At 72.8% G+C, this 21,693-nt stretch carries 18 protein-coding genes; 14 read left to right on the forward strand and 4 right to left on the reverse strand.

All coding sequences use genetic code 11. The features are described 5' to 3' along the window. The first annotated feature begins 2 nt into the window (after positions 1-2). From ASF47_RS20895 to ASF47_RS00240, 3 genes are all read left to right on the forward strand, one after another. Entirely contained in the window at positions 3-1,076 is a 1,074-nt protein-coding gene (locus tag ASF47_RS20895) for an RDD family protein (protein WP_162242253.1), read from the forward strand. 191 nt (positions 1,077-1,267) lie between these two features. Then, positions 1,268-3,676: an immune inhibitor A domain-containing protein gene (locus ASF47_RS00235; protein WP_200918900.1), complete on the forward strand. Its 2,409-nt coding sequence runs from the start codon at positions 1,268-1,270 to the stop codon at positions 3,674-3,676. Positions 3,677-3,794: 118 nt separating this feature from the next. Further along, positions 3,795-5,411 (forward strand): AMP-binding protein, encoded by a 1,617-nt coding sequence (locus ASF47_RS00240; RefSeq protein WP_056862055.1) that lies wholly within the window; start codon positions 3,795-3,797, stop codon positions 5,409-5,411. An 8-nt stretch (positions 5,412-5,419) separates the two neighbouring features. On the opposite strand, the gene ASF47_RS00245 is transcribed toward ASF47_RS00240, so the two are convergent. Beyond that, positions 5,420-7,588 carry a S8 family serine peptidase gene (locus tag ASF47_RS00245; RefSeq protein ID WP_056862056.1) on the reverse strand — a complete coding sequence of 723 codons (2,169 nt, stop codon included), beginning with the start codon at positions 7,586-7,588 and terminating at the stop codon, positions 5,420-5,422. Positions 7,589-7,731: 143 nt separating this feature from the next. Here ASF47_RS00245 and ASF47_RS00250 point away from each other — a divergent pair, with 143 nt between their 5' ends. The 3 genes from ASF47_RS00250 (at position 7,732) to ASF47_RS00260 (ending at position 10,405) form a co-directional block, all read left to right on the forward strand. After that, positions 7,732-9,192 carry an HAD hydrolase-like protein gene (locus ASF47_RS00250; RefSeq protein ID WP_200918901.1) on the forward strand — a complete coding sequence of 487 codons (1,461 nt, stop codon included), beginning with the start codon at positions 7,732-7,734 and terminating at the stop codon, positions 9,190-9,192. Continuing rightward, on the forward strand, positions 9,189-9,920 hold the full coding sequence (locus tag ASF47_RS00255; protein WP_056862057.1) for a M50 family metallopeptidase: 732 nt from the start codon (positions 9,189-9,191) through the stop codon (positions 9,918-9,920). Before ASF47_RS00250 ends, ASF47_RS00255 begins: the two co-directional genes overlap by 4 nt. Before the next feature lie 89 nt (positions 9,921-10,009). Continuing rightward, a complete protein-coding gene (locus ASF47_RS00260; RefSeq protein WP_056862058.1) occupies positions 10,010-10,405 on the forward strand; it encodes a cold-shock protein in 396 nt (131 codons plus the stop codon). 6 nt (positions 10,406-10,411) lie between these two features. Here the strand turns inward: ASF47_RS00260 and ASF47_RS00265 are convergent, their stop codons facing one another. Then, complete coding sequence (locus ASF47_RS00265; protein ID WP_228942189.1) at positions 10,412-11,851, reverse strand: MFS transporter; 1,440 nt, start codon at positions 11,849-11,851, stop codon at positions 10,412-10,414. 94 nt (positions 11,852-11,945) lie between these two features. On the opposite strand from ASF47_RS00265, the gene ASF47_RS00270 reads away from it, so the two are divergent. Further along, positions 11,946-12,722, forward strand: coding sequence for a DUF3027 domain-containing protein (locus tag ASF47_RS00270; protein ID WP_056862059.1), 777 nt, complete (start codon positions 11,946-11,948; stop codon positions 12,720-12,722). A 24-nt stretch (positions 12,723-12,746) separates the two neighbouring features. On the opposite strand, the gene ASF47_RS00275 is transcribed toward ASF47_RS00270, so the two are convergent. After that, a complete protein-coding gene (locus ASF47_RS00275; RefSeq protein WP_056862060.1) occupies positions 12,747-13,421 on the reverse strand; it encodes a class I SAM-dependent methyltransferase in 675 nt (224 codons plus the stop codon). Further along, on the reverse strand, positions 13,414-13,716 hold the full coding sequence (locus ASF47_RS00280; protein WP_200918902.1) for a DUF2530 domain-containing protein: 303 nt from the start codon (positions 13,714-13,716) through the stop codon (positions 13,414-13,416). Before ASF47_RS00280 ends, ASF47_RS00275 begins: the two co-directional genes overlap by 8 nt. A gap of 117 nt (positions 13,717-13,833) precedes the next feature. Here ASF47_RS00280 and ASF47_RS00285 point away from each other — a divergent pair, with 117 nt between their 5' ends. The 7 genes from ASF47_RS00285 (at position 13,834) to tuf (ending at position 21,661) form a co-directional block, all read left to right on the forward strand. Further along, a complete protein-coding gene (locus ASF47_RS00285) occupies positions 13,834-15,276 on the forward strand; it encodes an NCS2 family permease (RefSeq protein WP_228942191.1) in 1,443 nt (480 codons plus the stop codon). Between the two features lie 84 nt (positions 15,277-15,360). Continuing rightward, the gene (locus ASF47_RS00290) at positions 15,361-15,810 is read left to right on the forward strand and encodes a MarR family winged helix-turn-helix transcriptional regulator (RefSeq protein ID WP_056862061.1); all 450 of its coding nucleotides are present in this window, start codon (positions 15,361-15,363) and stop codon (positions 15,808-15,810) included. A gap of 37 nt (positions 15,811-15,847) precedes the next feature. Further along, positions 15,848-17,149 carry an MFS transporter gene (locus ASF47_RS00295; protein ID WP_056862062.1) on the forward strand — a complete coding sequence of 434 codons (1,302 nt, stop codon included), beginning with the start codon at positions 15,848-15,850 and terminating at the stop codon, positions 17,147-17,149. A 196-nt stretch (positions 17,150-17,345) separates the two neighbouring features. After that, on the forward strand, positions 17,346-17,720 hold the full coding sequence (gene rpsL, locus ASF47_RS00300) for a 30S ribosomal protein S12 (protein ID WP_056862063.1): 375 nt from the start codon (positions 17,346-17,348) through the stop codon (positions 17,718-17,720). A 1-nt stretch (position 17,721) separates the two neighbouring features. Next, positions 17,722-18,192, forward strand: a complete 471-nt coding sequence (gene rpsG, locus ASF47_RS00305) for a 30S ribosomal protein S7 (RefSeq protein WP_056862064.1) — start codon at positions 17,722-17,724, stop codon at positions 18,190-18,192. Between the two features lie 77 nt (positions 18,193-18,269). Further along, on the forward strand, positions 18,270-20,381 hold the full coding sequence (gene fusA / locus ASF47_RS00310; RefSeq protein WP_082499865.1) for an elongation factor G: 2,112 nt from the start codon (positions 18,270-18,272) through the stop codon (positions 20,379-20,381). An 86-nt stretch (positions 20,382-20,467) separates the two neighbouring features. Continuing rightward, a complete protein-coding gene (gene tuf / locus ASF47_RS00315) occupies positions 20,468-21,661 on the forward strand; it encodes an elongation factor Tu (RefSeq protein WP_056862065.1) in 1,194 nt (397 codons plus the stop codon). Positions 21,662-21,693: the final 32 nt, after the last annotated feature.

Genomic DNA, 21,693 nt, shown 5'->3' on the forward strand with positions numbered 1-21,693 from the left:
AGGTGTCCCACGTGTCCGCCCGCGAGGCGGCTCCCACCAGCTTCCCCGCGGCCGAGCTCGACCGCCGGTTCTACGCCTTCACCCTCGACCGCCTCGTGGCGTGGGGTCTCTACGCCGCCGCGGGCTGGGCCGCCTGGGCTTTCCTCGCCGACGGGTCGGGCACCCTCGTGGCGGTGCTCGCCGTGGTGGGGGTCGTGCTGGTCGTCTCGCTCGCCTCGGCGGTCGTGCTGGGCCTGCGCGGGGTGTCGCTCGGCAAGGCCGCCGTCGGCCTGCGCGTCGTCGCCGTCGGCACGGGGGAGCCCATCGGCGTGGGCCGTGCGCTGCTGCGCCAGCTCGTGCTCGGCGTCGGCGCCCTGCCCACCTTCGGCCTCGGGGTGGCGACGCTGGCGTGGACCGCGGTCATGGACGCCAGCGCCCGGCGTCGCGGCTGGCACGACCACCTGGGGCGCTCGGTGGTCGTCGACGTGCGGCCCGCGCCGGAGGTCGAGAGCGAGGCCGAGCGTCCGCGCGCCGTCGTCAACCTCACCGCGCTGCGCCTGGCCGCCCCCGAGCCCGAGCCGGTGACCGCTCCCGTGCCCGCCCCGGCCCCGGCCGCCGTGCCCGCCCCGGCCCGTGCCAAGCCCGCGCAGGCCCCCCAGGCACCGCAGGCCCCCCAGGCACCGCCGCCCCCGCCCCCGTCGCCCCCCGCGGGGCGCCGGATCCGCACCGAGCCCGCCCCGCCGTCGTCCCCGACCACGGCCCCCACGCGCTGGCGGGTCGCCTTCGACACCGGGGAGTCGTTCGTCGTCGAGGGCCTCGCCCTGGTCGGTCGCGGGCCGCAGGCCCGAGGCGGGGAGGACGTGCGCCACCTGGTGCCGCTGCCCTCCTCCGACATGTCGCTGTCGAAGACCCACGCCCAGTTCCTCGTCGCCCCCGACGGCGCCCTGGTGGTCATGGACCGCGGGTCCACCAACGGCTCGATGCTGGTGCGCTCCGGTGTCACCCGCGAGCTGTCGGCGGGCAAGGCGGTCACGCTGCTGCCGGGCGACAAGGTCCGCTTCGGCGACCGCTCCATGGACGTCTCGCGCGAGTCGTGACCCCCGGGTCGGCCGGGCTGCGGACCGGTCACGACTCGGTAACGATGGCCTGTGCCTCTTCCGGTGCCCGGGGTCGGGCGTGTCGACTGCACGAGGTCGACCGCCCGACCCTGCCGTGATCCGACGGGGCTCGCCGAGCGGCCTGTCTCGGGCGCTGGAGCGCCACTCGGAACCGTCCCAGGAGGATGACTTTGCGCAGGTCCAGACTCGCCGTCGTCGCGAGCACGTCACTGGTCGCCGCAGCGCTCGCGCTGCCGCTGACCGCTTCGCAGTCCGGCGCCGCGCCGGCTGCCCCGGCCGCCTCGGCGGCCCCGTCGGGCGAGGCCGCAGCGCCCCGCCCCACCGACTCCCTCACCATGCCCTGGCAGGCCAAGTACGAGGCCGAGCGCCAGGTCGCCGTGGAGAAGCGCCTGCGCAACGGCGGCTCGGGGGAGAGCCAGAAGATCGGCAAGGACACCTACGGCCGCGTGGCCCAGTCCGGCACCGACAAGATCTTCGTCGTGCTGGCGGAGTTCGGCGACACCCGCCACTCGGCCTACCCCGACGGTGGGACCACCGAGGGCCAGGAGCCGGCCACCACCTACGACGGCCCGCTCCACAACGAGATCCCGAAGCCCGACCGCGCCACCGACAACTCCACGCTGTGGCAGGCCGACTACGACCGCAAGCACTACCGCGACATGTACTTCAACCGGATGCGCACGTTCTACGAGCAGCAGTCCTCCGGTGAGTACTCCGTCGACGGCGACGTGACCGCCTGGGTGAAGGTCCCCTTCAACCAGGCCCGCTACGGCCGCAACACCTGCGGCGACATCGTCTGCAACAACACCTGGTTCCTCATCCGCGACGGCCTCGCGCAGTGGACCCAGGACCGGCTCGACGCCGGCCAGTCGATGGAGCAGATCCAGGCCTACCTCAAGACCTTCGACCAGCAGGACCGCTACGACTTCGACGAGGACGGCGACTTCTCCGAGCCCGACGGCTACATCGACCACTTCCAGGTCGTGCACGCCGGCGGCGACGAGGCCGACGGCGACCCGACCTACGGCGAGGACGCCATCTGGAGCCACCGCTGGTACGCCCAGATCGAGCCGCTCGGCACGGGCCCGGCCGACGGTGCCCAGCTCGGCGGCGTGAACGTCGGCGAGGGCGGCGTCTCCGACGCCAGCGGCGCCAACGTGCAGATCCCCGACAACCCGACCGGTGTCTGGGTGGGCGACTACACCATCCAGCCCGAGAACGGCGGCCTGTCGGTCTTCGCCCACGAGTTCGGCCACGACCTCGGCCTGCCCGACCTCTACGACACCTCCGGCAACACCGGCGGCGCCTCCAACAGCGTGGAGTTCTGGAGCCTGATGAGCCAGTCGCGCGGCACGCTGCCGGGCGACCCGGGCATCGGCGACCGCCCGCAGCCCTTCGGTGCCTGGGAGAAGTTCCAGCTCGGCTGGCTCGACTACGACGTCGCCCGCGCCGGACGCAGCTCCACCCACGTGCTGCGACCCGGTCAGTCGACCTCGGGCAGCGCCGCCAACGGCCTGATCACGATCCTGCCCGACAAGGAGGTCGTCTCCCAGCTCGGCGAGCCGGCCGCCGACGGCGGCGAGCGGTTCTACTACTCCACCTCCGGCAACGACCTCGACACCCGCATGACCGCGGCCGTCGACGGCGGGGGCGAGCTCACCGCCACGACGCGCTACGACATCGAGGAGGGTTGGGACTACGCCTACCTCGAGGCCTCCAGCGACGGCGGCGAGACCTTCGCCGGCGTGCCGACCAGCGTCAGCTTCGAGGGCGAGGACGCCAGCGGCCTCAACCCCGACGGCACCGGCATCTCGGGCACGACCGACGGGGCCTGGGTCGACCTGACCGCCACCCTGCCGGCCGACACCGACACGATCCGCTTCCGCTACCGCACCGACAGCGCCTTCGTGCTCTCGGGCTTCGCGGTCGACAACGTCGCCGTCGACGGTGAGACCGTGGGCACCGCCGAGGAGGGCGACACCGCCTTCGAGCTCGACGGGTTCACGACCTCGACCGGCACCGAGGTGGAGGAGTTCCTCAACGCCTACATCGTCGACAACCGGCAGTACGTCGGTCGCGACAAGCAGCTGAAGCACCTCTACAACTTCCCTGACCTCGAGAAGAAGCCCGACACCGTGGAGTTCTTCCGCTACGCCCCCGGTGCCCTCATCTCCTACTGGGACACCTCCTACACCGACAACAACGTCGGTGACCACCCCGGCTCCGGCCAGGTCCTGCCGGTCGACGCGCACCCGGACTTCGTCCACTACGCCGACGACACGCTGGCCCGCACCCGGGTCAACACCGCCGACTCCGCCTTCGGCCTGCGCCGCATCAAGGCCCAGACCCTGAGCAACGCGGGCCGCGAGTTCACGGTCCCGGCGCGACGCGCCCAGCCCGTCTTCGACGACACCCGCCCGTGGTGGTTCGACAGCGACGAGCACGGCGTCGGCACCCACCCGGGCTTCTACCAGCCCGGCTGGTTCGGTGTCGACGTGCCGCAGACCGGCACCACGATCCGCGTGGTGAAGGTGGCCAAGAACGGCAACATGACGGTGAAGGTCGGCCGCTCGAGCTGACCCGCCCGTCCTCCTCGGACCCCGTCGATCCCCGGATCGGCGGGGTCCGTCGTCGTCAGGGCCCCCGCCGCGGCCCGCGCCAACCCCGCGACAACGTGACGGGCGTTACGTTGCTCCCATGGAGTCCTACGCCGCCGGAGAGACCACGCCCCCGCTGCTGGAGGAGACCATCGGGCAGAGCTTCACCCGCACGGCCGCGACGTACGCCGAGCGCGAGGCCCTCGTGGAGGTCGCCACCGGGCGCCGGTGGACCTGGGCCGAGCTCGACCGCGACGTCGACGCGGTGGCCCGCGGGCTGATGGCCGCGGGCCTCGAGCCCGGCGACCGGGTCGGCATGTGGGCGCCCAACTGCGCGGAGTGGACGATCGTGCAGTTCGCCACCGCCAAGGCCGGGATCGTCCTGGTCAACGTCAACCCCGCCTACCGCACCCACGAGCTGGCCTACGCGGTCGAGCAGTCGGGCATCCGCCTGCTGCTGGCGACCAGCAGCCACCGGGGCAGCGACTACCGCGCCATGGTCGAGCAGGTCCGCGGGGACTGTCCCGCGCTGGAGCGGGCCGTCTACGTCGACACCGACGACTGGGCCGACCTGGTGGCCGCGGGGGAGGCGGTGGCCGCCGAGGCCCTCGCCGAGCGGCAGGCGGGGCTGCGTCCCGACGACGCCATCAACATCCAGTACACCAGCGGCACAACGGGCTACCCCAAGGGCGCGACGCTCAGCCACCGCAACATCCTCAACAACGGCTTCATGGTCACCGAGGCGATCAACCTGACCCACGAGGACCGGCTGTGCATCCCGGTGCCCTTCTACCACTGCTTCGGCATGGTCATGGCCAACCTCGGCTGCACCACCCACGGCGCGACGATGGTGATCCCCGCGCCGGGCTTCGACGCCGCCACCACGCTGCGCGTGGTGCAGGACGAGCGGTGCACCGTGCTCTACGGCGTGCCCACGATGTTCATCGCCATGCAGAGCCTCCCCGACGTCGCCGCGCACGACCTGAGCGCGCTGCGGGGCGGGATCATGGCCGGCTCCATCTGTCCGGTCGAGGTGATGCGACGCTGCATCGACGACATGGGGATGAGCGAGGTGTCGATCGCCTACGGCATGACCGAGACCAGCCCGGTCTCCTGCCAGACCCGTGACGACGACGACCTGGAGCGACGCACCGCCACCATCGGCCGGGTCCACCCGCACCTGGAGATCAAGGTCGTCGACCCGGTCAGCGGGCTCACCGTGGAGCGCGGCCGGCCCGGTGAGCTGTGCACCCGCGGCTACAGCGTGATGCTCGGCTACTGGGAGGACCCCGCCAAGACGGCCGAGGCGATCGACGCCGACGGCTGGATGCACACCGGAGACCTCGCCGAGATGCGCGAGGACGGCTACTGCACGATCGTCGGTCGGATCAAGGACATGGTGATCCGCGGCGGGGAGAACATCTACCCGCGCGAGATCGAGGAGTTCCTCTACACCCACCCCGACGTCGAGGACGTCCAGGTCGTCGGCGTCCCCGACGAGAAGTACGGCGAGGAGCTGTGCGCCTGGCTGCGGATGCGACCCGGTGCGGCCCCCCTCGACGCCGCCGCCGTGCGGGCCTTCGCCTCGGGACGGCTCTCGCACTACAAGATCCCGCGCTACGTCATGGTGGTCGAGGAGTTCCCGATGACCGTCACCGGCAAGATCCGCAAGGTCGCCATGCGCGAGGAGAGCGCCAAGGCGCTGGGCCTGGCCTGAGGGGACCGTCAGCGGCTGACGACGACCGGGATGCTGGCCCGGGTGCCGTCGCCCCCGCGCCACACGACCGTGCCGTCGTCGCCGCGAGGCGCCCCGGGGCGTGCCGTCAGCGTCAGGGTGAAGCGGGCCGACTCGCCCGGGTCGAGGCGCACGGCGGCCGGGGTGACCACCGCGCGGTGGTGGGCGAAGCCGCGGGCGGAGGAGGAGAAGTAGAGGGCGCGCCCGCCGACGTTGGTGATCGTGCGTCGCGTGCGGCTCTCCTCGGCACCCAGCAGCACCGAGGGCAGGTTGAGGACCTGCTCGGGGTCGCGTCCGGCGAGCCGGCCGTCGATGAAGGCGCGGTAGTCGGCGGGGTCGGTGAGGTAGACCAGCCCGGGGCGCAGGGCGCGCTCGGCCCTGACCCGGCCGGCCCCGGCCCGCAGCGGCGACGTGCCGCGCACGGGCGCCGCGCTGGTGGCGAGGGCGGAGCGCACCGCGGTCGCCGACCACCCGCGCCGGTCGACGAGCAGGGCGGCGGTGCCGCTGGTGATGGCCGTGGCGGCCGAGGTGCCGGAGGCGAAGGCCCACCGGGTGCCACGGACGTCGGAGGGCACGGCGCCGAGCACGCCGGTCGCCGGGGCCACGACGTCGGGCTTGACCACCGCCCCGGCGGGGTCGCCGGAGCCCGACCACGCCAGGACCTGCGACGCGGCGCGGTCGGTGCCCAGCGAGGTGAGGGTGACGCGGGCCAGCGGGTGGGAGCGCGACCAGGTGCGCACGGCGTCGCCGTCGGCGCGGTCGAGGTGCACCGTCGGCACGCTGTGCAGGTCGGTGTCGAGCGACTGGCGCCGCACGTTGGCCAGCACCATGCCGACGCCGTCGGCCCGCTCCACCGCCGCGGACTTGTCCACCCGGCCCACGCGGCCGCGGTCGCACAGCACCACGGCACCGGTCACCCGCGCAGCGTCGAGGCTGCCGGGCGCGCACACGCGGGCGTCGTCGATGCGGGCACCCGGCGCGCTGACGTCGACCCCGACCACGAGCCGTGCCGGCCCGACGTCGCGCGGCGAGGCCATCAGGCCCTCGACCACGGGGCCACCGCCGCCGAGCGCCACGCTCCCGCGACGGTCGGGACCGGTGGTGCCGCCCACGGTCGTCACCCAGGGCGAGGGGTGGGAGGCGAAGGCGCGCTCGCCGTCGTTGCCGGCGGCGGCCACCACCACGACGTCCTCCTCGGCCGCGCCCAGCAGGGCGCGCTCGAGCACGTCGAAGCCCGGGCTCCCGCCCACCGAGAGGTTGAGCACGTCGACGCGGTCGTGGGTGGCGCGGTCCACCGCCGAGACCAGGTCGGCGGTGGAGCACCCGTCGTCGGCGGGGTCGGGCGCGGTCCAGCAGGCCTTGTAGACCGCCAGCCTGGCCTGCGGCGCGACGCCGGCGTAGGACCCGAGCTCGTCGTCGTCGACGCGCACCGCGACCCCGGCGTTGCCGGCGGCGATCGAGGCGACCTGCGTGCCGTGGCCGTCGTCGTCCCGGGGGGAGAGCGAGGAGGCCGAGCGCACCGCGTCCTCGCCGAAGCCGGCGAGGAACCAGGAGCCGCCCACGACCTTGCCGTTGCACGCGCTGGCGCCCCAGTCGGCGGACTGCGAGCAGTCGCCGCGGAAGCGCGCGGGCCGCTCACCCAGGCCCGGCACCGAGGCGAAGGCGGGGCTGTCGGGGCTGAGACCGGAGTCGACGACGCCGATGACGACGCCGGCGCCTCCGCGCTGGCGTCCGGAGGGCACCAGCCGCTCGGTGGCGCTGCCGCGGCCGGGCGCGGCGGCCAGGGGGCGCACGGTGTCGCGCTCGGTGGCCACGACGCCGGGCTGGGCGGCGATCTCGTCGGCCTGGGCCCGGGTCAGGCGCACGGCGACGCCGTTGAGCGCGGAGGTCCAGCGGTAGACCGGCTCCGGGGCGCCCACGGCGGCGAGCACGGCGTCCTGCTGGCCGCGCATGCTGAGCTCGAGCATCGTCTCGGGCAGCGGGGAGGTGTCGCCGGCCGTGCCGGGTCCGGCGAGGGTGACCAGCCACAGGTCGGTGCCGTCCTGCGCAGCGGCGACCGGGGCGGGACCGGCCAGGGCCGCGGCCCCGACCAGCGCGACCGCGGCCGCCACGGCGCGACGGACGGCGCGGCGGCTGCGGGAGCGGCGGGCGGCGGTCACGGGGTCCTCGTCGGTGGGTCGCGGGGCGGGCGCGGGGGCGGGGCGCGGGGGCGGGAACCACCCATTGTGACCGACAGCCGGGCGCAGCGGGAGGCGAACCCCACAGCCGGGGGTCGAGGGGTGCGCGCACGTAGGCTCCGGGCATGCCCCTGACGCCCTCCGCCGTGCCGCCGGTGGTCGGCTTCGACCTCGACATGACCCTCATCGACACCGCCCCCGGCTTCCGTGCGCTGCTGCGCGTGCTCGGCGACGAGCTGGGTGTCGCCCTGCCGGTGGAGGAGATGACCGCCCGGCTCGGCCCCCCGCTCGACCAGCTCCTCGCACCCCACCTGCCGGCCGAGGCGGTGGGTCCGGCCGGCGACCGCTTCCGCGCGCTCTACCCCGACCACGCCGTGACCACCACGCCCGTGCTGCCGGGCGCCCACGAGGCGCTGGCGGCCGTTCGCCGCCACGGCGGCCGCATCGTGCTCGTGACCGGCAAGTTCCCCGACAACGCCCGGCGTCACGTCGAGCACCTCGGACTCGACGTCGACGTGCTCGAGGGGTGGGTCTGGGGCGCGGGCAAGGCGACCGCGCTGCGCCGCGAGGGCGCGGGCGTCTACGTCGGCGACCACGTGCACGACGTCGAGGGCGCGCTGGCCGCGGGAGCCACGAGCGTCTCGGTGCTCACCGGCGGCTGCACCCGCGAGGAGCTGCTCGACGCCGGCACCCACGTGGTGCTCGACAGCCTCGAGGACTTCCCCGGGTGGCTCGACGACCACGTGCTGACCACGCGGGTGGCGGCGCTCGAGGCCCGGCTGGCCGACCTGGGTTCGCTGGCCGTGGCCTACAGCGGCGGGGCCGACAGCGCCCTGCTGCTGGCCGCGGCCGTGCGGGCCCTCGGGCCCGGGCGGGTGCTGGCGGTGACCGGCTACTCCGACTCCCTGCCCGCGGCCGAGCGCGACCCCGCTCGCGCCTTCGCCGAGGGCCTCGGCGTGGAGGTGCTCACCCCGCGCACCCACGAGATGGAGCGCGAGGGCTACCGCGCCAACGACGGCGACCGGTGCTTCTTCTGCAAGGCCGAGCTGCTCGACGTGCTCGTGCCGCTGGCCCGCGAGCGCGGGGTCGAGCACGTCGCCACGGGCACCAACGCCGACGACGTCGTCGCCGGCTTCCGCCCCGGCATCCGCGCCGCCGCCGAGCGGGGGGCGCTCACCCCGCTCGCCGACGCCGGCCTCACCAAGGCGCAGGTGCGCGAGGTCTCGCGTCGCTGGGCCCTGCCCACCTGGGACAAGCCGGCGGCGGCCTGCCTGTCCTCCCGGGTCGCCTACGGCGTCGAGGTCACCCCCCACCGGCTGGCCCGCGTCGAGCGGGCCGAGGCCGCGGTGCGCGAGTCGGTCACGGGCGCCGGGCTGCCGCTGCGCGACCTGCGGGTGCGCGACCTGGGCGAGGACCGCGCGTCCGTCGAGCTCGACGCCGCCCTGCTCCCGCTGCCGTCGGTGCTCGTCGGCGCCGTGCTGGCCCGGGTGCGCGAGGCCGGCTTCGCCCACGCGGAGGTGGCCGAGCGCGGCTTCCGCTCCGGCGGGCTCAACGACGCCCTGCCCGACCCCGAGCGCTGGCGGTGAGCGCGGGGGACACCTGGGCCGACACCTGGGCCCGGCTCTGGGGCGACGTGACCTCGCGCCAGCCCGTGCCCGAGGCCCGCTTCGTGCTGCTCACCGGCGCCGTCGCGGCGCTGCTCGTGCTCGCCCCCGGCACCTGGCCGCGGGTCCGGCTCGCCGTCACCGTCGTCCACGAGGCCGGCCACGCCCTCGTCGCCGTCCTCGTCGGGCGCCGGCTGCAGGGCATCCGGCTGCACTCCGACACCTCCGGCGTGACGCTGTCGCGGGGCCGTCCGCGTGGTCCGGGCATGGTGGCGATGCTGGCCGCGGGCTACCTCGCCCCGGCGCTGCTGGGCCTCGTGGCCGCCCTCGCGCTCGCGGCGGGGCGCAGCCTCGCCCTGCTGTGGGGCCTGGTGGTGCTGTCGGCGCTGATGCTGCTGTGGGTCCGCAACCTGTACGGCGCCCTGGCCCTGGTCGTCCTCGGGGCCGGCGTGGGCCTGGTTTCCTGGGCCGGCGGCCCGACCGCGCAGGCGGTGGCGGCGTACCTCATCGCCTGGCTGCTGCTGCTGGCCTCGCCCCGGCCGCTGCTGGAGCTGCTGGGCGCGGGGGCGGCGCGACGCCGGGGCTCCGACCCCGACCAGCTGGCCCGGCTGACCCGGCTGCCGGTCGTGGTGTGGGTGCTGGTGCTGCTCGCGGCCAACCTCGCGGGCCTGGTCGTGGGGGTCTCGACCCTGGCGCCCGAGCTGCTCTGAACCCGATGGCGGGGCTCACCGGGCCCCACATATCCTTCCCGTCGGTCGGTCCGCAGGGGCCCGACGCAGAGCTGACGGGGGAAGTCGCCGTGCCCAGTGGCAAGGTCAAGTGGTTCGACGCGGAGAAGGGCTTCGGCTTCCTCTCCCAGGACGGTGGCGACGACGTCTACGTCCGCGCCGACGCCCTCCCGGCCGGCACGACGTCGATCAAGCCGGGCACCCGGGTGGAGTTCGGGGTGGCGCAGGGTCGTCGCGGCGAGCAGGCCCTCCAGGTGCGTGTGCTCGACGCCCCGACCTCGGTGGCGCGCAACCAGTCGCAGGCGCGGCGCAAGAAGCCCGACGAGATGGCGCCGATCGTGGAGGACCTCATCACGCTGCTCGACGGCGTGGGCGAGGCCTACCGTCACGGCCGCCACCCCGACGCGCGCACCGCGCGTCCGACGGCCAAGCTGCTGCGGGCCCTCGCCGACGAGCTGGAGCTCTGAGGCGGCTCAGGAGACGCGCGCGACCGACCGCACGGCCCCGCGCGAGGAGCTGAGCACGAAGACCGACCACGCCCCGAGCACGGCCACGGCGACGCCGAGGCCGAGCCGGGCGGGCTCGAGCGGCAGCGCGATGCCGATGAAGCCGCCGACCACCCAGGCCAGCTGGAGGGTGGTGTCGCTGCGGGCGAAGGCGCTGGCCTGCACCCGCTCGGGGATGTCGCGCTGGATGGTGGCGTCGAGGCAGAACTTCGCGAGCGACTGCGACAGACCGGCCACCAGGCCGAGCAGGGCCAGCGGGAGCACGCCGTAGAACAGCGTGGCGACCAGGGCCGCCCCGGTGCCGGCCAGCAGCGCGAGCACCACGGTCACGGCGGGGTTGATCCGCCGCAGCAGGGCGGCGGCCGCGACACCGAGGGCGTTGCCGGCGCCGGCGGCGCCCACGACGATCCCGATGAGCAGCTCGGGGCGCAGGCTGCTCGCGGGAGGGTTCTCGCGCAGCAGGAAGGCCATGAACATCAGCAGGAAGCCGGAGAGCCAGCGCGGCCCGCAGTTCGCGCGCAGCGCGAAGGCGACGGCGGTGGGGATCCGGGTGCGGGGCCGCCCCGAGCGCGTGGTGCCGTCGCCGACGGCGCGGTCGGCCGGCGGCGCCATCAGCACCATCGTCTCCTCGCCCTGGCTGGAGTCGACGGAGGCGGGCAGCCGGATGGCCGCGACCGTGGCGGCCACGAAGAGCAGGAAGGCGTAGCGCAGCGACCACTCGGGGCCGGCCAGGGAGGCCAGCCCGGCGAGGGGGGCGGAGACGGTGGCACCGACGATGCCGGCCATGGAGACGCGCCCGTTGGCCTTCACCAGCGTGAAGTCGTCGGGCAGCAGCCGGGGCACCGCGGCGGCGCGGGTCACGCCGTAGGCCTTGGAGGAGACCAGCACCCCCAGGGCGGCGGCGAAGAGCAGCGGCGACTCGCCGTTGACCGCCCCGGCCAGGGTCAGGCACAGCACGGCCCGGATCGCCATGGTCGCCCCGATGGCCCATCGGCGACCGTGGCTGAAGCGGTCGAGGAAGGGGCCGATGAGCGGCGCCACGATCGCGAAGGGGAGCATCGTCAGCCCCAGGAAGAGCGCCACCTGCCCGCGCGCCTCGCCCGAGGGCACCTGGAAGAACAGGCTGCCGGCCAGCGAGATCGCCACCGCCGCGTCGCCGGCGGTGTTGAAGAAGTGCATCTGGATCAGCCGCGACAGCCCGGAGCGGTCGGCGCCCTGGGCGTGGGAGGCACGCACGGCCTGGCGCCCGACGTAGCGGCTGGCGCGCCCGGTGCCGCGGGCGACACCGGCCACCCCGCGGGCTCCGGCGCGCACGCCCGTGCCCAGGCCGCGCCCCACCGACCGGGTGCGCGCACGCGGCATCCGCACGGTCGGCTCGTCGGCCGGGTCGGGTCCGTGCGAGGTCATGGGCACATCCTGCCCTGGGGGTCCGACCGTCCGAGGGGAGGGACACGGGACCCCGACCTGACACGCGGGGTGGGAGGAGGCATGATTGCCCGCCGTGACCACTGTGCTGCGCGCCAAGCCCGACCCCGCGACGGTCGCGGCCGTCGACGCCGCCCGGGAGGCCCTGCTCGCCGAGGTCGACGCCGTCGACGTCGGCGACCACCTCGGGCACCTCGTGGAGGGCGAGCGCGTCGTCACCCACCAGTTCGCGTGCCTGCGCAAGGGCTACTCCGGCTGGCGCTGGTCGGTCACCGTCGCGCGCGCCTCGCGGCAGAAGGCCGTCACCGTCGACGAGGTCGTCCTCATCCCCGGCGAGTCCGCCATCGTCGCGCCGGCCTGGGTGCCCTACCGCGAGCGCCTGCAGCCCGGTGACCTCTCGCCCGGCGACCTGCTGCCCGTCGACGACGACGACCCGCGCCTCGTGCCGACCTGGTCCTACGGCGACGACCCGCTCGACGCCGACGACCGCGCGCAGGTGCGCCAGGTGGCCCAGGACCTCGGCCTGGGCCGCGTCCGCACCCTGTCGGTCGAGGGCCGCGACCTCGCGGCCCAGCGGTGGTACGACGGTGACGCCGGCCCCGGCTCGGCGCTGGCCCAGGCCGCCCCCGACCACTGCCACTCCTGCGGCTTCCTCGTGCGTCTGGCCGGCCCGCTGTCGGACACCTTCGGCGTCTGCGCCAACGGCGACGCCAACGACGACGGTCGCGTGGTCTCCTTCGACCACGGCTGCGGCGCCCACTCCGAGGTGCGCCTGGCCAAGAAGCACGAGCCCGTGCCCGTGCCCGAGCCGGTCTTCGACACCCTCACCCCGGGCGACGTCGAGCGCTTCTGAGCCCTGCCTCCCGCGCCGGGCCGCTCAGGCCGGGTCGTGGGTGACGGTGCGGTGGTCGCCCGCGGCGGCCGGCGCGTCGTCGCGGCTCAGCACCCACACGGCGTACGCCGGGTCGACGGGGCGCAGGTCGTAGCCGCCCAGGCGCAGGTCGACGCGCAGGCCGGCGGCCTCGGCGTCGGCGACGAACTCCGCGGCGGGGTAGACCCGGCTGGTCGTGGGCCCGCCCTCCAGGTGGAAGCCGACGAGGAGGCGTCCCGTCGGTGAGAGCAGGTCGCGCAGCCGGCGCAGCACCGCCCGCTCGGTGCCCTCGGCCAGGAAGATCATGACGTTGCCCACGCAGGTGACCAGGTCGAAGCCGGTCGGGGCGCCGGCGGCCTCCAGCACCGCGGGGTTGAGCTCGAGGACGTCGACCGGCAGCACCGTCAGCCCGGGGTAGGTGCGTCGCGACTGCGCCACGAGCGCCGCGTCGGGCTCGCAGCCCACGACCTGGTGCCCGCGACCGAGGAGCGCGGCGCCGACGCGCCCCATGCCCGAGCCCGCGTCGAGCACGCGCCCGCCGCGGGGGAGCAGCGCGTCGGCCAGCCGGGCCTCGCCGTCCACGTCGTCGCCGGCCTCGACCAGCTCGGCGAAGCGCAGCGCGTAGCCGGCGTTGGCCTCCCCGCCCCGGGCCCAGCGCGTCGGCGGCGACGGCTCAGTCATCGGCCCGGTCGGCCTGGTCGGCCTGGTCGGCGCGGGCCCGGCGGCGCCGGCGGCAGTACTCGACGCCCAGCAGGCCCAGGCCGAAGCCGGACAGGCACGTCCACAGCCACCAGGTGCGTCCCGACTCCTCGAGCCGGCCGTAGAACGGGAGGAGGGCGACGAAGGCGAGCAACCACAGCCCGACCCCGACCCAGACGGTGCGCACGCCGTCGATGTCGAGCGGCTCGACGTCGGCGACGACGTAGGTGCGGTTGCCGATCTCGTGCTGCGTCGGCTGGTCGTCGCGGAGCTCCACGCGGGCGACTGTAGTGGCCCTCGCCTCACCACGCGGACCACGGGGAGGACCACGGGGAGGACCACAGGTCGGTCCGCGTTGACAGCGACGGTGCCCGGGCTGAGAAGGTTGCTCCCCGTGAGCAGTCCTGTGCGCCCCGTGGGCCGTCCTGCCGGCATCGACGGCTTCTTCCAGATCTCCCAGCGCGGCTCGACGGTGGCCCGCGAGGTGCGCGGCGGCGTGGTCACGTTCGTGACCATGGCCTACATCGTCGTGCTCAACCCCCTCATCCTGGGCTTCGCCCTCGACGCCGACGGCCAGACGCTGGGCGGCCCCGGGCCGGGCAACCTCGCGGTGATCGCGGCGGGCACCTCGCTGGTCGCGGGGGTGGCCACGATCCTGATGGGGGTGGTGGCCAATTACCCGATGGCGCTGGCCACCGGGCTGGGGCTCAACGCCTTCGTGGCCTTCTCGGTGGCCTCCCAGATGACCTGGGCCGACGCGATGGGCCTGGTCGTGCTCGAGGGCCTGGTGATCCTGGTGCTCGTGCTGACCGGCTTCCGCGAGGCCGTCTTCCACGCCGTGCCCGCGCAGCTCAAGGTGGCCATCTCGGTCGGCATCGGGCTCTTCATCGCCCTCATCGGCTTCGTCGACGCCGGCTTCGTGCAGCGCATCCCCGACGCCGCCGGCACCACCGTGCCGGTGCAGCTCGGCGCCACCGGTCAGCTCTCGGGCTGGCCCGTCCTCGTCTTCGCCCTCGGCCTGGTGCTCGTGGTGGCGCTGTGGGTGCGCCAGGTGCGCGGGGCGATCCTCGTGGCCATCGTCGTGACCACCGCCGTGGCCGTGCTGGTCGAGGAGATCGGCCACGTCGGCGGCTGGAGCCTCACCACGCCCGAGCTCCCCTCCGACCTGGTGGCCTCGCCCGACTTCGGCACGCTGGGGGAGTTCTCCCTGCTCGGCTCCTTCGACCGCATCGGCGTGGTCGCCGCGCTGCTGCTGGTCTTCACCCTGCTGCTGGCCGACTTCTTCGACACCATGGGCACCATGACCGCCATCGGTGCGGAGGCCGACCTGCTCGACGAGGACGGCATGCCCCCGCGCACCCGGCGCATCCTGGTCGTCGACTCGCTGGCCGCGGCCGGTGGCGGCGCGGCTGGCGTCTCGTCCAACACCTCCTACATCGAGTCGGCCTCCGGGGTCGGCGAGGGCGCGCGCACCGGGCTGGCCTCGGTGGTCACCGGGGTGCTGTTCCTGCTCACCATCTTCCTCGCGCCGCTGGTCGCGGTGATCCCGTCGGAGGCGGCCGTGCCGGCCCTGGTGCTGGTGGGCTTCCTGATGATGCAGCAGGTGCGCGAGATCGACTGGGACGACCTGGAGATCGCGCTGCCGGCCTTCCTCACCATCGTGCTCATGCCCTTCACCTACTCGATCACCGTCGGCATCGGCGCCGGCTTCCTCGCCTTCGTGCTGATCAAGGTCGTGCGCGGCAAGGCGCGCGCCGTGGCCCCGCTGATGTGGGTCGTGGCCGCGCTGTTCGTCGTCTACTTCGCGATTGACCCGATCACCGACCTGCTGGCCTGACCCGGGCAGGCCCGGCCCGGCGCGACCGGGTCGGGCCTCCCGTCGCGGGAATGCTTAGCAAGGGTAATGAGTTATGCTCACGACATGCCCACCACGGAGAAGGTCGCCCGCACCGACGCGGGGCTCGCCTCGGAGCTGCGGCTCTCGGTGATGCGGCTGCGCCGCCGGCTGGCCGCGGAGCGCCACCCCGACAATGACCTGTCGATGAACGCCATGGCCGTGCTCGGCGCGCTCTTCCGTCAGGGCGACCTCACGGTGGGCGCGCTCGCCGCCCACGAGCGGGTGCAGCCGCCGAGCATGACCCGGGTGGTCAACGCCCTGGCCGAGCGGGGTCACGTGGACCGTCGCGCCGACGCCGACGACGGCCGCAAGGTGCTCGTGACGCTCACCGACCTCGGCCGCGCGACCGTGCTGGCCGACCGCCGCCGCCGCGACGAGTGGCTGGCCACCGCGCTGGCCTCGCTCAGCCCCGACGAGCGTGCCGCCCTGCGCGGCGCCGCCCCCATCCTCGAGCGGCTCGCCCGCCTCGACTGACGCCCCGCCCCCTGGACCCCGAAGGACTGATCGCTGCGTGAGCCCCACGTTCCGCGCCCTGGCCAACCACAACTACCGGCTCTACCTCGCCGGCAGCGTGGTCTCCAACACCGGGACGTGGATGCAGCGGGTCGCCCAGGACTGGCTGGTGCTCAGCCTCGGCGGCGGGGGCACGGCCCTCGGCATCACTACGGGCCTGCAGTTCCTGCCCGTCCTCCTGCTCTCCCCGTACGCCGGGGTCGTCGCCGACCGCTTCCCCAAGCGCCGGCTGCTCCAGGTCACGCAGGTGACGATGGCCGTCTGCTCGCTGGTGCTGGGCGTGGTCGCGGTGACCGGCGCGGCCCAGACGTGGCACGTCTTCGTGCTGGCCTTCCTCTTCGGGATCGGGTCGGCCTTCGACGCCCCCGCGCGGCAGTCCTTCGTCTCGGAGATGGTCGGTCGCGACGACGTCACCAACGCCGTCAGCCTCAACTCCGCGGCCTTCAACACCGCCCGCATCGCCGGCCCCGGGCTGGCCGGGCTGATGATCGGCGCGCTCGGCGGCGGGGCCCGGGCGACGGGCTGGGTGATCCTGGTCAACGCCGTGTCCTACGCCGCGGTGATCTGGCAGCTGCAGCGCATGGACACCGCGCAGCTGCACACCACCGAGCTGCGCGGGCGCACCCCGGGCATGCTGCGCGAGGGGGTGCGCTACGTGCGCAGCCAGCCGAAGATGATGATGATCCTGGTGCTGGTCTTCTTCGCCGGCACCTTCGGGATGAACTTCCAGATCACCTCCGCGCTCATGGCCACCGAGGTCTACGGCCTGGGCGCCAGCGAGTTCGGCGTGCTGGGCTCGGCGATGGCGGTCGGCTCGCTGGTGGCGGCGCTCCTGGCGGCCCGGCGCACCCGGATCCGGCTGCGGCTGCTCGTGCTCTCGGGGGTGGGCTTCGGCGTGGCCAACATCGTGGCCGGGCTGCTCCCGTCGTACCTGGTCTTCGCCTGCTTCGTGCCCCTGATCGGCTTCTGCACCCTCACCCTGCTCAACTCCGCCAACGCCACCCTCCAGCTGGAGTCCGACCCGGCGCTGCGAGGGAGGGTCATGGCGCTCTACATGACCATCGTCATGGGCGGCACGCCGCTGGGCTCGCCCTTCATCGGCTGGGTGGGGGAGCACCTCGGCGCCCGGTGGACGTTGGTGGTCGGCGGTAGTCTCACCCTGGTCGGCGTGGCGCTCGCCGTGACGGTGCTCGTGCGGCTCAGTGGCGGGCTCCGCAGCGTTTTGACCGGGCTGGAGGCGCCGGGTAGCCTCGGTCATCGTGTCTGGGACAACCAGGCCGTTGCGCGTGCTCGGAAGTGATCGGCGGGTCCTGACCGTCCGGCCACCTGCACGAAAGCCACCGTCACCCGGGCGACACGCCCGACCTCGGGGGTGAGCAACGCCGGTTGGCTCCGCACCACCCGGACATGCAGGACCTGCGCAGTCGACCTGCGCACGAAGATCGTGCCCGGCAAGGCGCCGCGCACTGAGAGCGACACAGAAGGGGAACCACCAGGTGCCCACGATCAACCAGCTGGTCCGCAAGGGCCGCGAGGACAAGGTGTCGAAGAACAAGACGCCTGCCCTCAAGGGTTCGCCCCAGCGACGCGGTGTCTGCACCCGCGTCTACACCACCACCCCGAAGAAGCCGAACTCCGCCCTGCGCAAGGTCGCCCGTGTGCGCCTGTCCAGCGGCGTCGAGGTCACGGCCTACATCCCGGGCGTGGGCCACAACCTCCAGGAGCACTCGATCGTGCTCGTCCGCGGCGGTCGTGTGAAGGACCTCCCCGGTGTCCGCTACAAGATCATCCGTGGGTCGCTCGACACCCAGGGCGTGAAGAACCGCAAGCAGGCGCGCAGCCGCTACGGGGCCAAGAAGGAGAAGAGCTGACATGCCGCGCAAGGGTCCCGCTCCCAAGCGGCCGATCGACATCGACCCCGTCTACGGGTCGCAGCTGGTCTCCCAGCTCGTGTCGAAGGTCCTCATGGACGGCAAGAAGCAGGTCGCTCAGCGCATCGTCTACGGCGCGCTCGAGGGCTGCCGCGAGAAGACCGGCACCGACCCCGTCGTCACGCTGAAGCGTGCGATGGACAACGTGAAGCCGGCCATCGAGGTCAAGTCCCGCCGCGTCGGTGGTGCGACCTACCAGGTCCCGATCGAGGTCAAGGGCACGCGCGGCACCACGCTCGCGCTGCGCTGGCTCGTCGGCTACGCCGCCGACCGTCGCGAGAAGACGATGTCGGAGCGCCTCATGAACGAGATCCTCGACGCCTCCAACGGCCTCGGTGCCGCGGTGAAGAAGCGCGAGGACACGCACAAGATGGCCGAGTCCAACAAGGCCTTCGCGCACTACCGCTGGTGACCACGGCGGAGTCCCTCACCTCGTGAGGGACTCCGTCCCCACCGCACCACTCCCACTTTCTAAGGAACGCACTCACAGTGGCTGTCGACATCACCACGGACCTCAACAAGGTCCGCAACATCGGCATCATGGCTCACATCGACGCCGGTAAGACCACCACCACCGAGCGGATCCTGTTCTACACCGGCATCTCGTACAAGATCGGTGAGGTCCACGACGGCGCCGCCACGATGGACTGGATGGAGCAGGAGCAGGAGCGCGGCATCACGATCACGTCCGCCGCGACCACCTGCTGGTGGAAGAACCACCAGGTCAACATCATCGACACCCCGGGCCACGTCGACTTCACCGCCGAGGTCGAGCGCTCGCTGCGCGTCCTCGACGGTGCCGTCGCGGTCTTCGACGGTGTCGCCGGTGTGGAGCCCCAGACCATGACCGTGTGGCGCCAGGCCAACAAGTACTCCGTGCCCCGCATGTGCTTCGTCAACAAGCTCGACCGCACGGGCGCCGACTTCTTCCGCTGCGTCGACATGATGGTCGAGCGCCTCAACTCCACCCCCCTCGTGCTCCAGCTGCCCATCGGCGCGGAGTCGGACTTCCTCGGTGTCGTCGACCTGGTCGGCATGCGTGCCCTCACCTGGCGCGGCGAGACCAAGATGGGTGAGGACTACGAGGTCGAGGAGATCCCGGCCGAGCTGGCCGAGCAGGCCGAGGAGTACCGCACCAAGCTCCTCGAGACCCTCGCCGACGCCGACGACGCCATCATGGAGAAGTACCTCGAGGGCGAGGACTTCACCGTCGAGGAGCTCGAGGCCGCGATCCGTCGCGCCACCCTCGCCGACAAGCTCAACCCCGTCCTGTGTGGCACCGCGTTCAAGAACAAGGGCGTCCAGCCCCTGCTCGACGCGGTCGTCAAGTACCTGCCCTCGCCGCTCGACATCGACGGCATCGTGGGTCACTCGCCCAAGGACGAGGAGCAGGAGATCGTCCGGAAGCCCTCCGACGACGAGCCCTTCTCCGGCCTGGCCTACAAGATCGCCTCCGACCCGCACCTGGGCAAGCTGATCTACGTCCGGGTCTACTCCGGCAAGCTCGAGGCCGGCTCGACCGTGGTCAACTCGGTCAACGGCCGCAAGGAGCGGATCGGCAAGGTCTACCAGATGCACGCCAACAAGCGTGAGGAGATCGCGTCGGTCGGCGCCGGCCAGATCGTGGCGGTGATGGGTCTGAAGGACACCAAGACCGGTCACACCCTGTCCGACCCGCAGAACCAGGTCGTCCTCGAGTCGATGACGTTCCCGGCCCCGGTGATCGAGGTCGCGATCGAGCCCAAGACGAAGAGCGACCAGGAGAAGCTGGGCATGGCGATCCAGCGCCTCTCCGACGAGGACCCGACCTTCACGGTCAAGTCCGACGAGGAGACCGGCCAGACGATCATCGCCGGCATGGGCGAGCTCCACCTGGAGATCCTCGTCGACCGCATGAAGCGCGAGTTCCGCGTCGAGGCCACCGTCGGCAAGCCGCAGGTCGCCTACCGCGAGACCCTCCGCAAGGAGGTCAAGGGCCACAGCTACACCCACAAGAAGCAGACCGGTGGCTCGGGCCAGTTCGCGAAGGTCGTCATCAACCTCGGCCCCAACATCGACCCGGAGACCGGCACGGGTGCCGGCTACGAGTTCGTCAACAGCGTCTCCGGCGGTCGCGTCCCGCGCGAGTACATCCCGTCGGTGGACCAGGGCGGCCAGGAGGCCATGGAGTTCGGCGTGCTCGCCGGCTACCCGATGGTCGACGTGAAGTTCACCCTCGAGGACGGCGCCTACCACGACGTCGACTCCTCCGAGCTCGCGTTCAAGATCGCCGGCAACCAGGCCTTCAAGGAGGCCGCACGCATGGCCAAGCCGGTCCTGCTCGAGCCGATGTTCGCGGTCGAGGTCACCACCCCCGAGGGCTTCCTCGGCACGGTCATCGGTGACATCAACTCGCGGCGCGGCCAGATCCAGGCGCAGGAGGAGCGGCACGGTGACATGGTCATCAACGCCCTCGTGCCCCTGTCCGAGATGTTCGGGTACGTCGGCGACCTGAGGTCCAAGACCTCCGGCCAGGCGTCGTACTCGATGGAGTTCGACTCGTACGCCGAGGTTCCTTCGAACATCGCCGACGAGATCATCAAGAAGGTCCGTGGCGAGTGACCCTCTAGGGTTGCGCAGCGACAGATCCTCGGCACCACCCCCAGCAAGTACGAGTCAAGCAACAACCACCACAGGAGGAGCCCACCGTGGCTAAGGCGAAGTTCGAGCGGACCAAGCCGCACGTCAACATCGGCACCATCGGTCACATCGACCACGGCAAGACGACGCTGACCGCTGCCATCACGAAGGTGCTGCACGACAAGCACCCGGACCTCAACGCCGCTTCGGCGTTCGAGGACATCGACAAGGCTCCCGAGGAGCGTCAGCGCGGCATCACGATCTCGATCGCGCACGTCGAGTACCAGACCGAGAACCGCCACTACGCGCACGTCGACTGCCCCGGTCACGCCGACTACATCAAGAACATGATCACCGGCGCGGCTCAGATGGACGGCGCGATCCTCGTGGTCGCCGCGACCGACGGCCCCATGCCCCAGACGCGTGAGCACGTGCTGCTCGCCCGCCAGGTCGGCGTGCCCGCCCTGGTCGTCGCGCTCAACAAGTGCGACATGGTCGACGACGAGGAGCTCATCGAGCTCGTCGAGATGGAGGTGCGCGAGCTCCTCTCGGAGTACGAGTTCCCCGGCGACGACATCCCGGTCGTCCGCGTGGCCGCCTTCCCGGCGCTGCAGGGCGACGCCAAGTGGGGCGACTCGATCATGGAGCTCATGGACGCGGTCGACGAGGCCATCCCGACCCCCGAGCGTGAGACCGACAAGCCGTTCCTCATGCCCGTCGAGGACGTCTTCACGATCACCGGTCGCGGCACCGTCATCACCGGTCGCATCGAGCGCGGCATCGTCAAGGTCAACGAGGAGGTCGAGATCATCGGCATCCGCGAGAAGGCCCAGAAGTCGACCGTCACCGGTGTCGAGATGTTCCGCAAGCTGCTCGACGAGGGCCAGGCCGGCGAGAACGTCGGTCTCCTCCTGCGCGGCACCAAGCGCGAGGACATCGAGCGCGGCATGGTCGTCATCAAGCCGGGCACCACGACCCCGCACACCAACTTCGACGCCTCGGTCTACATCCTGTCGAAGGAGGAGGGCGGCCGTCACACGCCGTTCTTCAACAACTACCGCCCGCAGTTCTACTTCCGCACCACGGACGTGACGGGCGTCGTGACGCTGCCCGAGGGCACCGAGATGGTCATGCCCGGTGACAACACCGAGATGGCCGTCGAGCTGATCCAGCCCATCGCCATGGACGAGGGTCTGCGCTTCGCGATCCGCGAGGGCGGCCGCACCGTCGGCGCCGGTCGGGTCACCAAGATCACCAAGTGATCGACTGAAGCACCTGTGAGAGCCCCCAGCCT

The sequence above is a fragment of the Nocardioides sp. Leaf285 genome (assembly GCF_001422955.1).
Lineage (GTDB): Bacteria > Actinomycetota > Actinomycetes > Propionibacteriales > Nocardioidaceae > Nocardioides > Nocardioides kribbensis.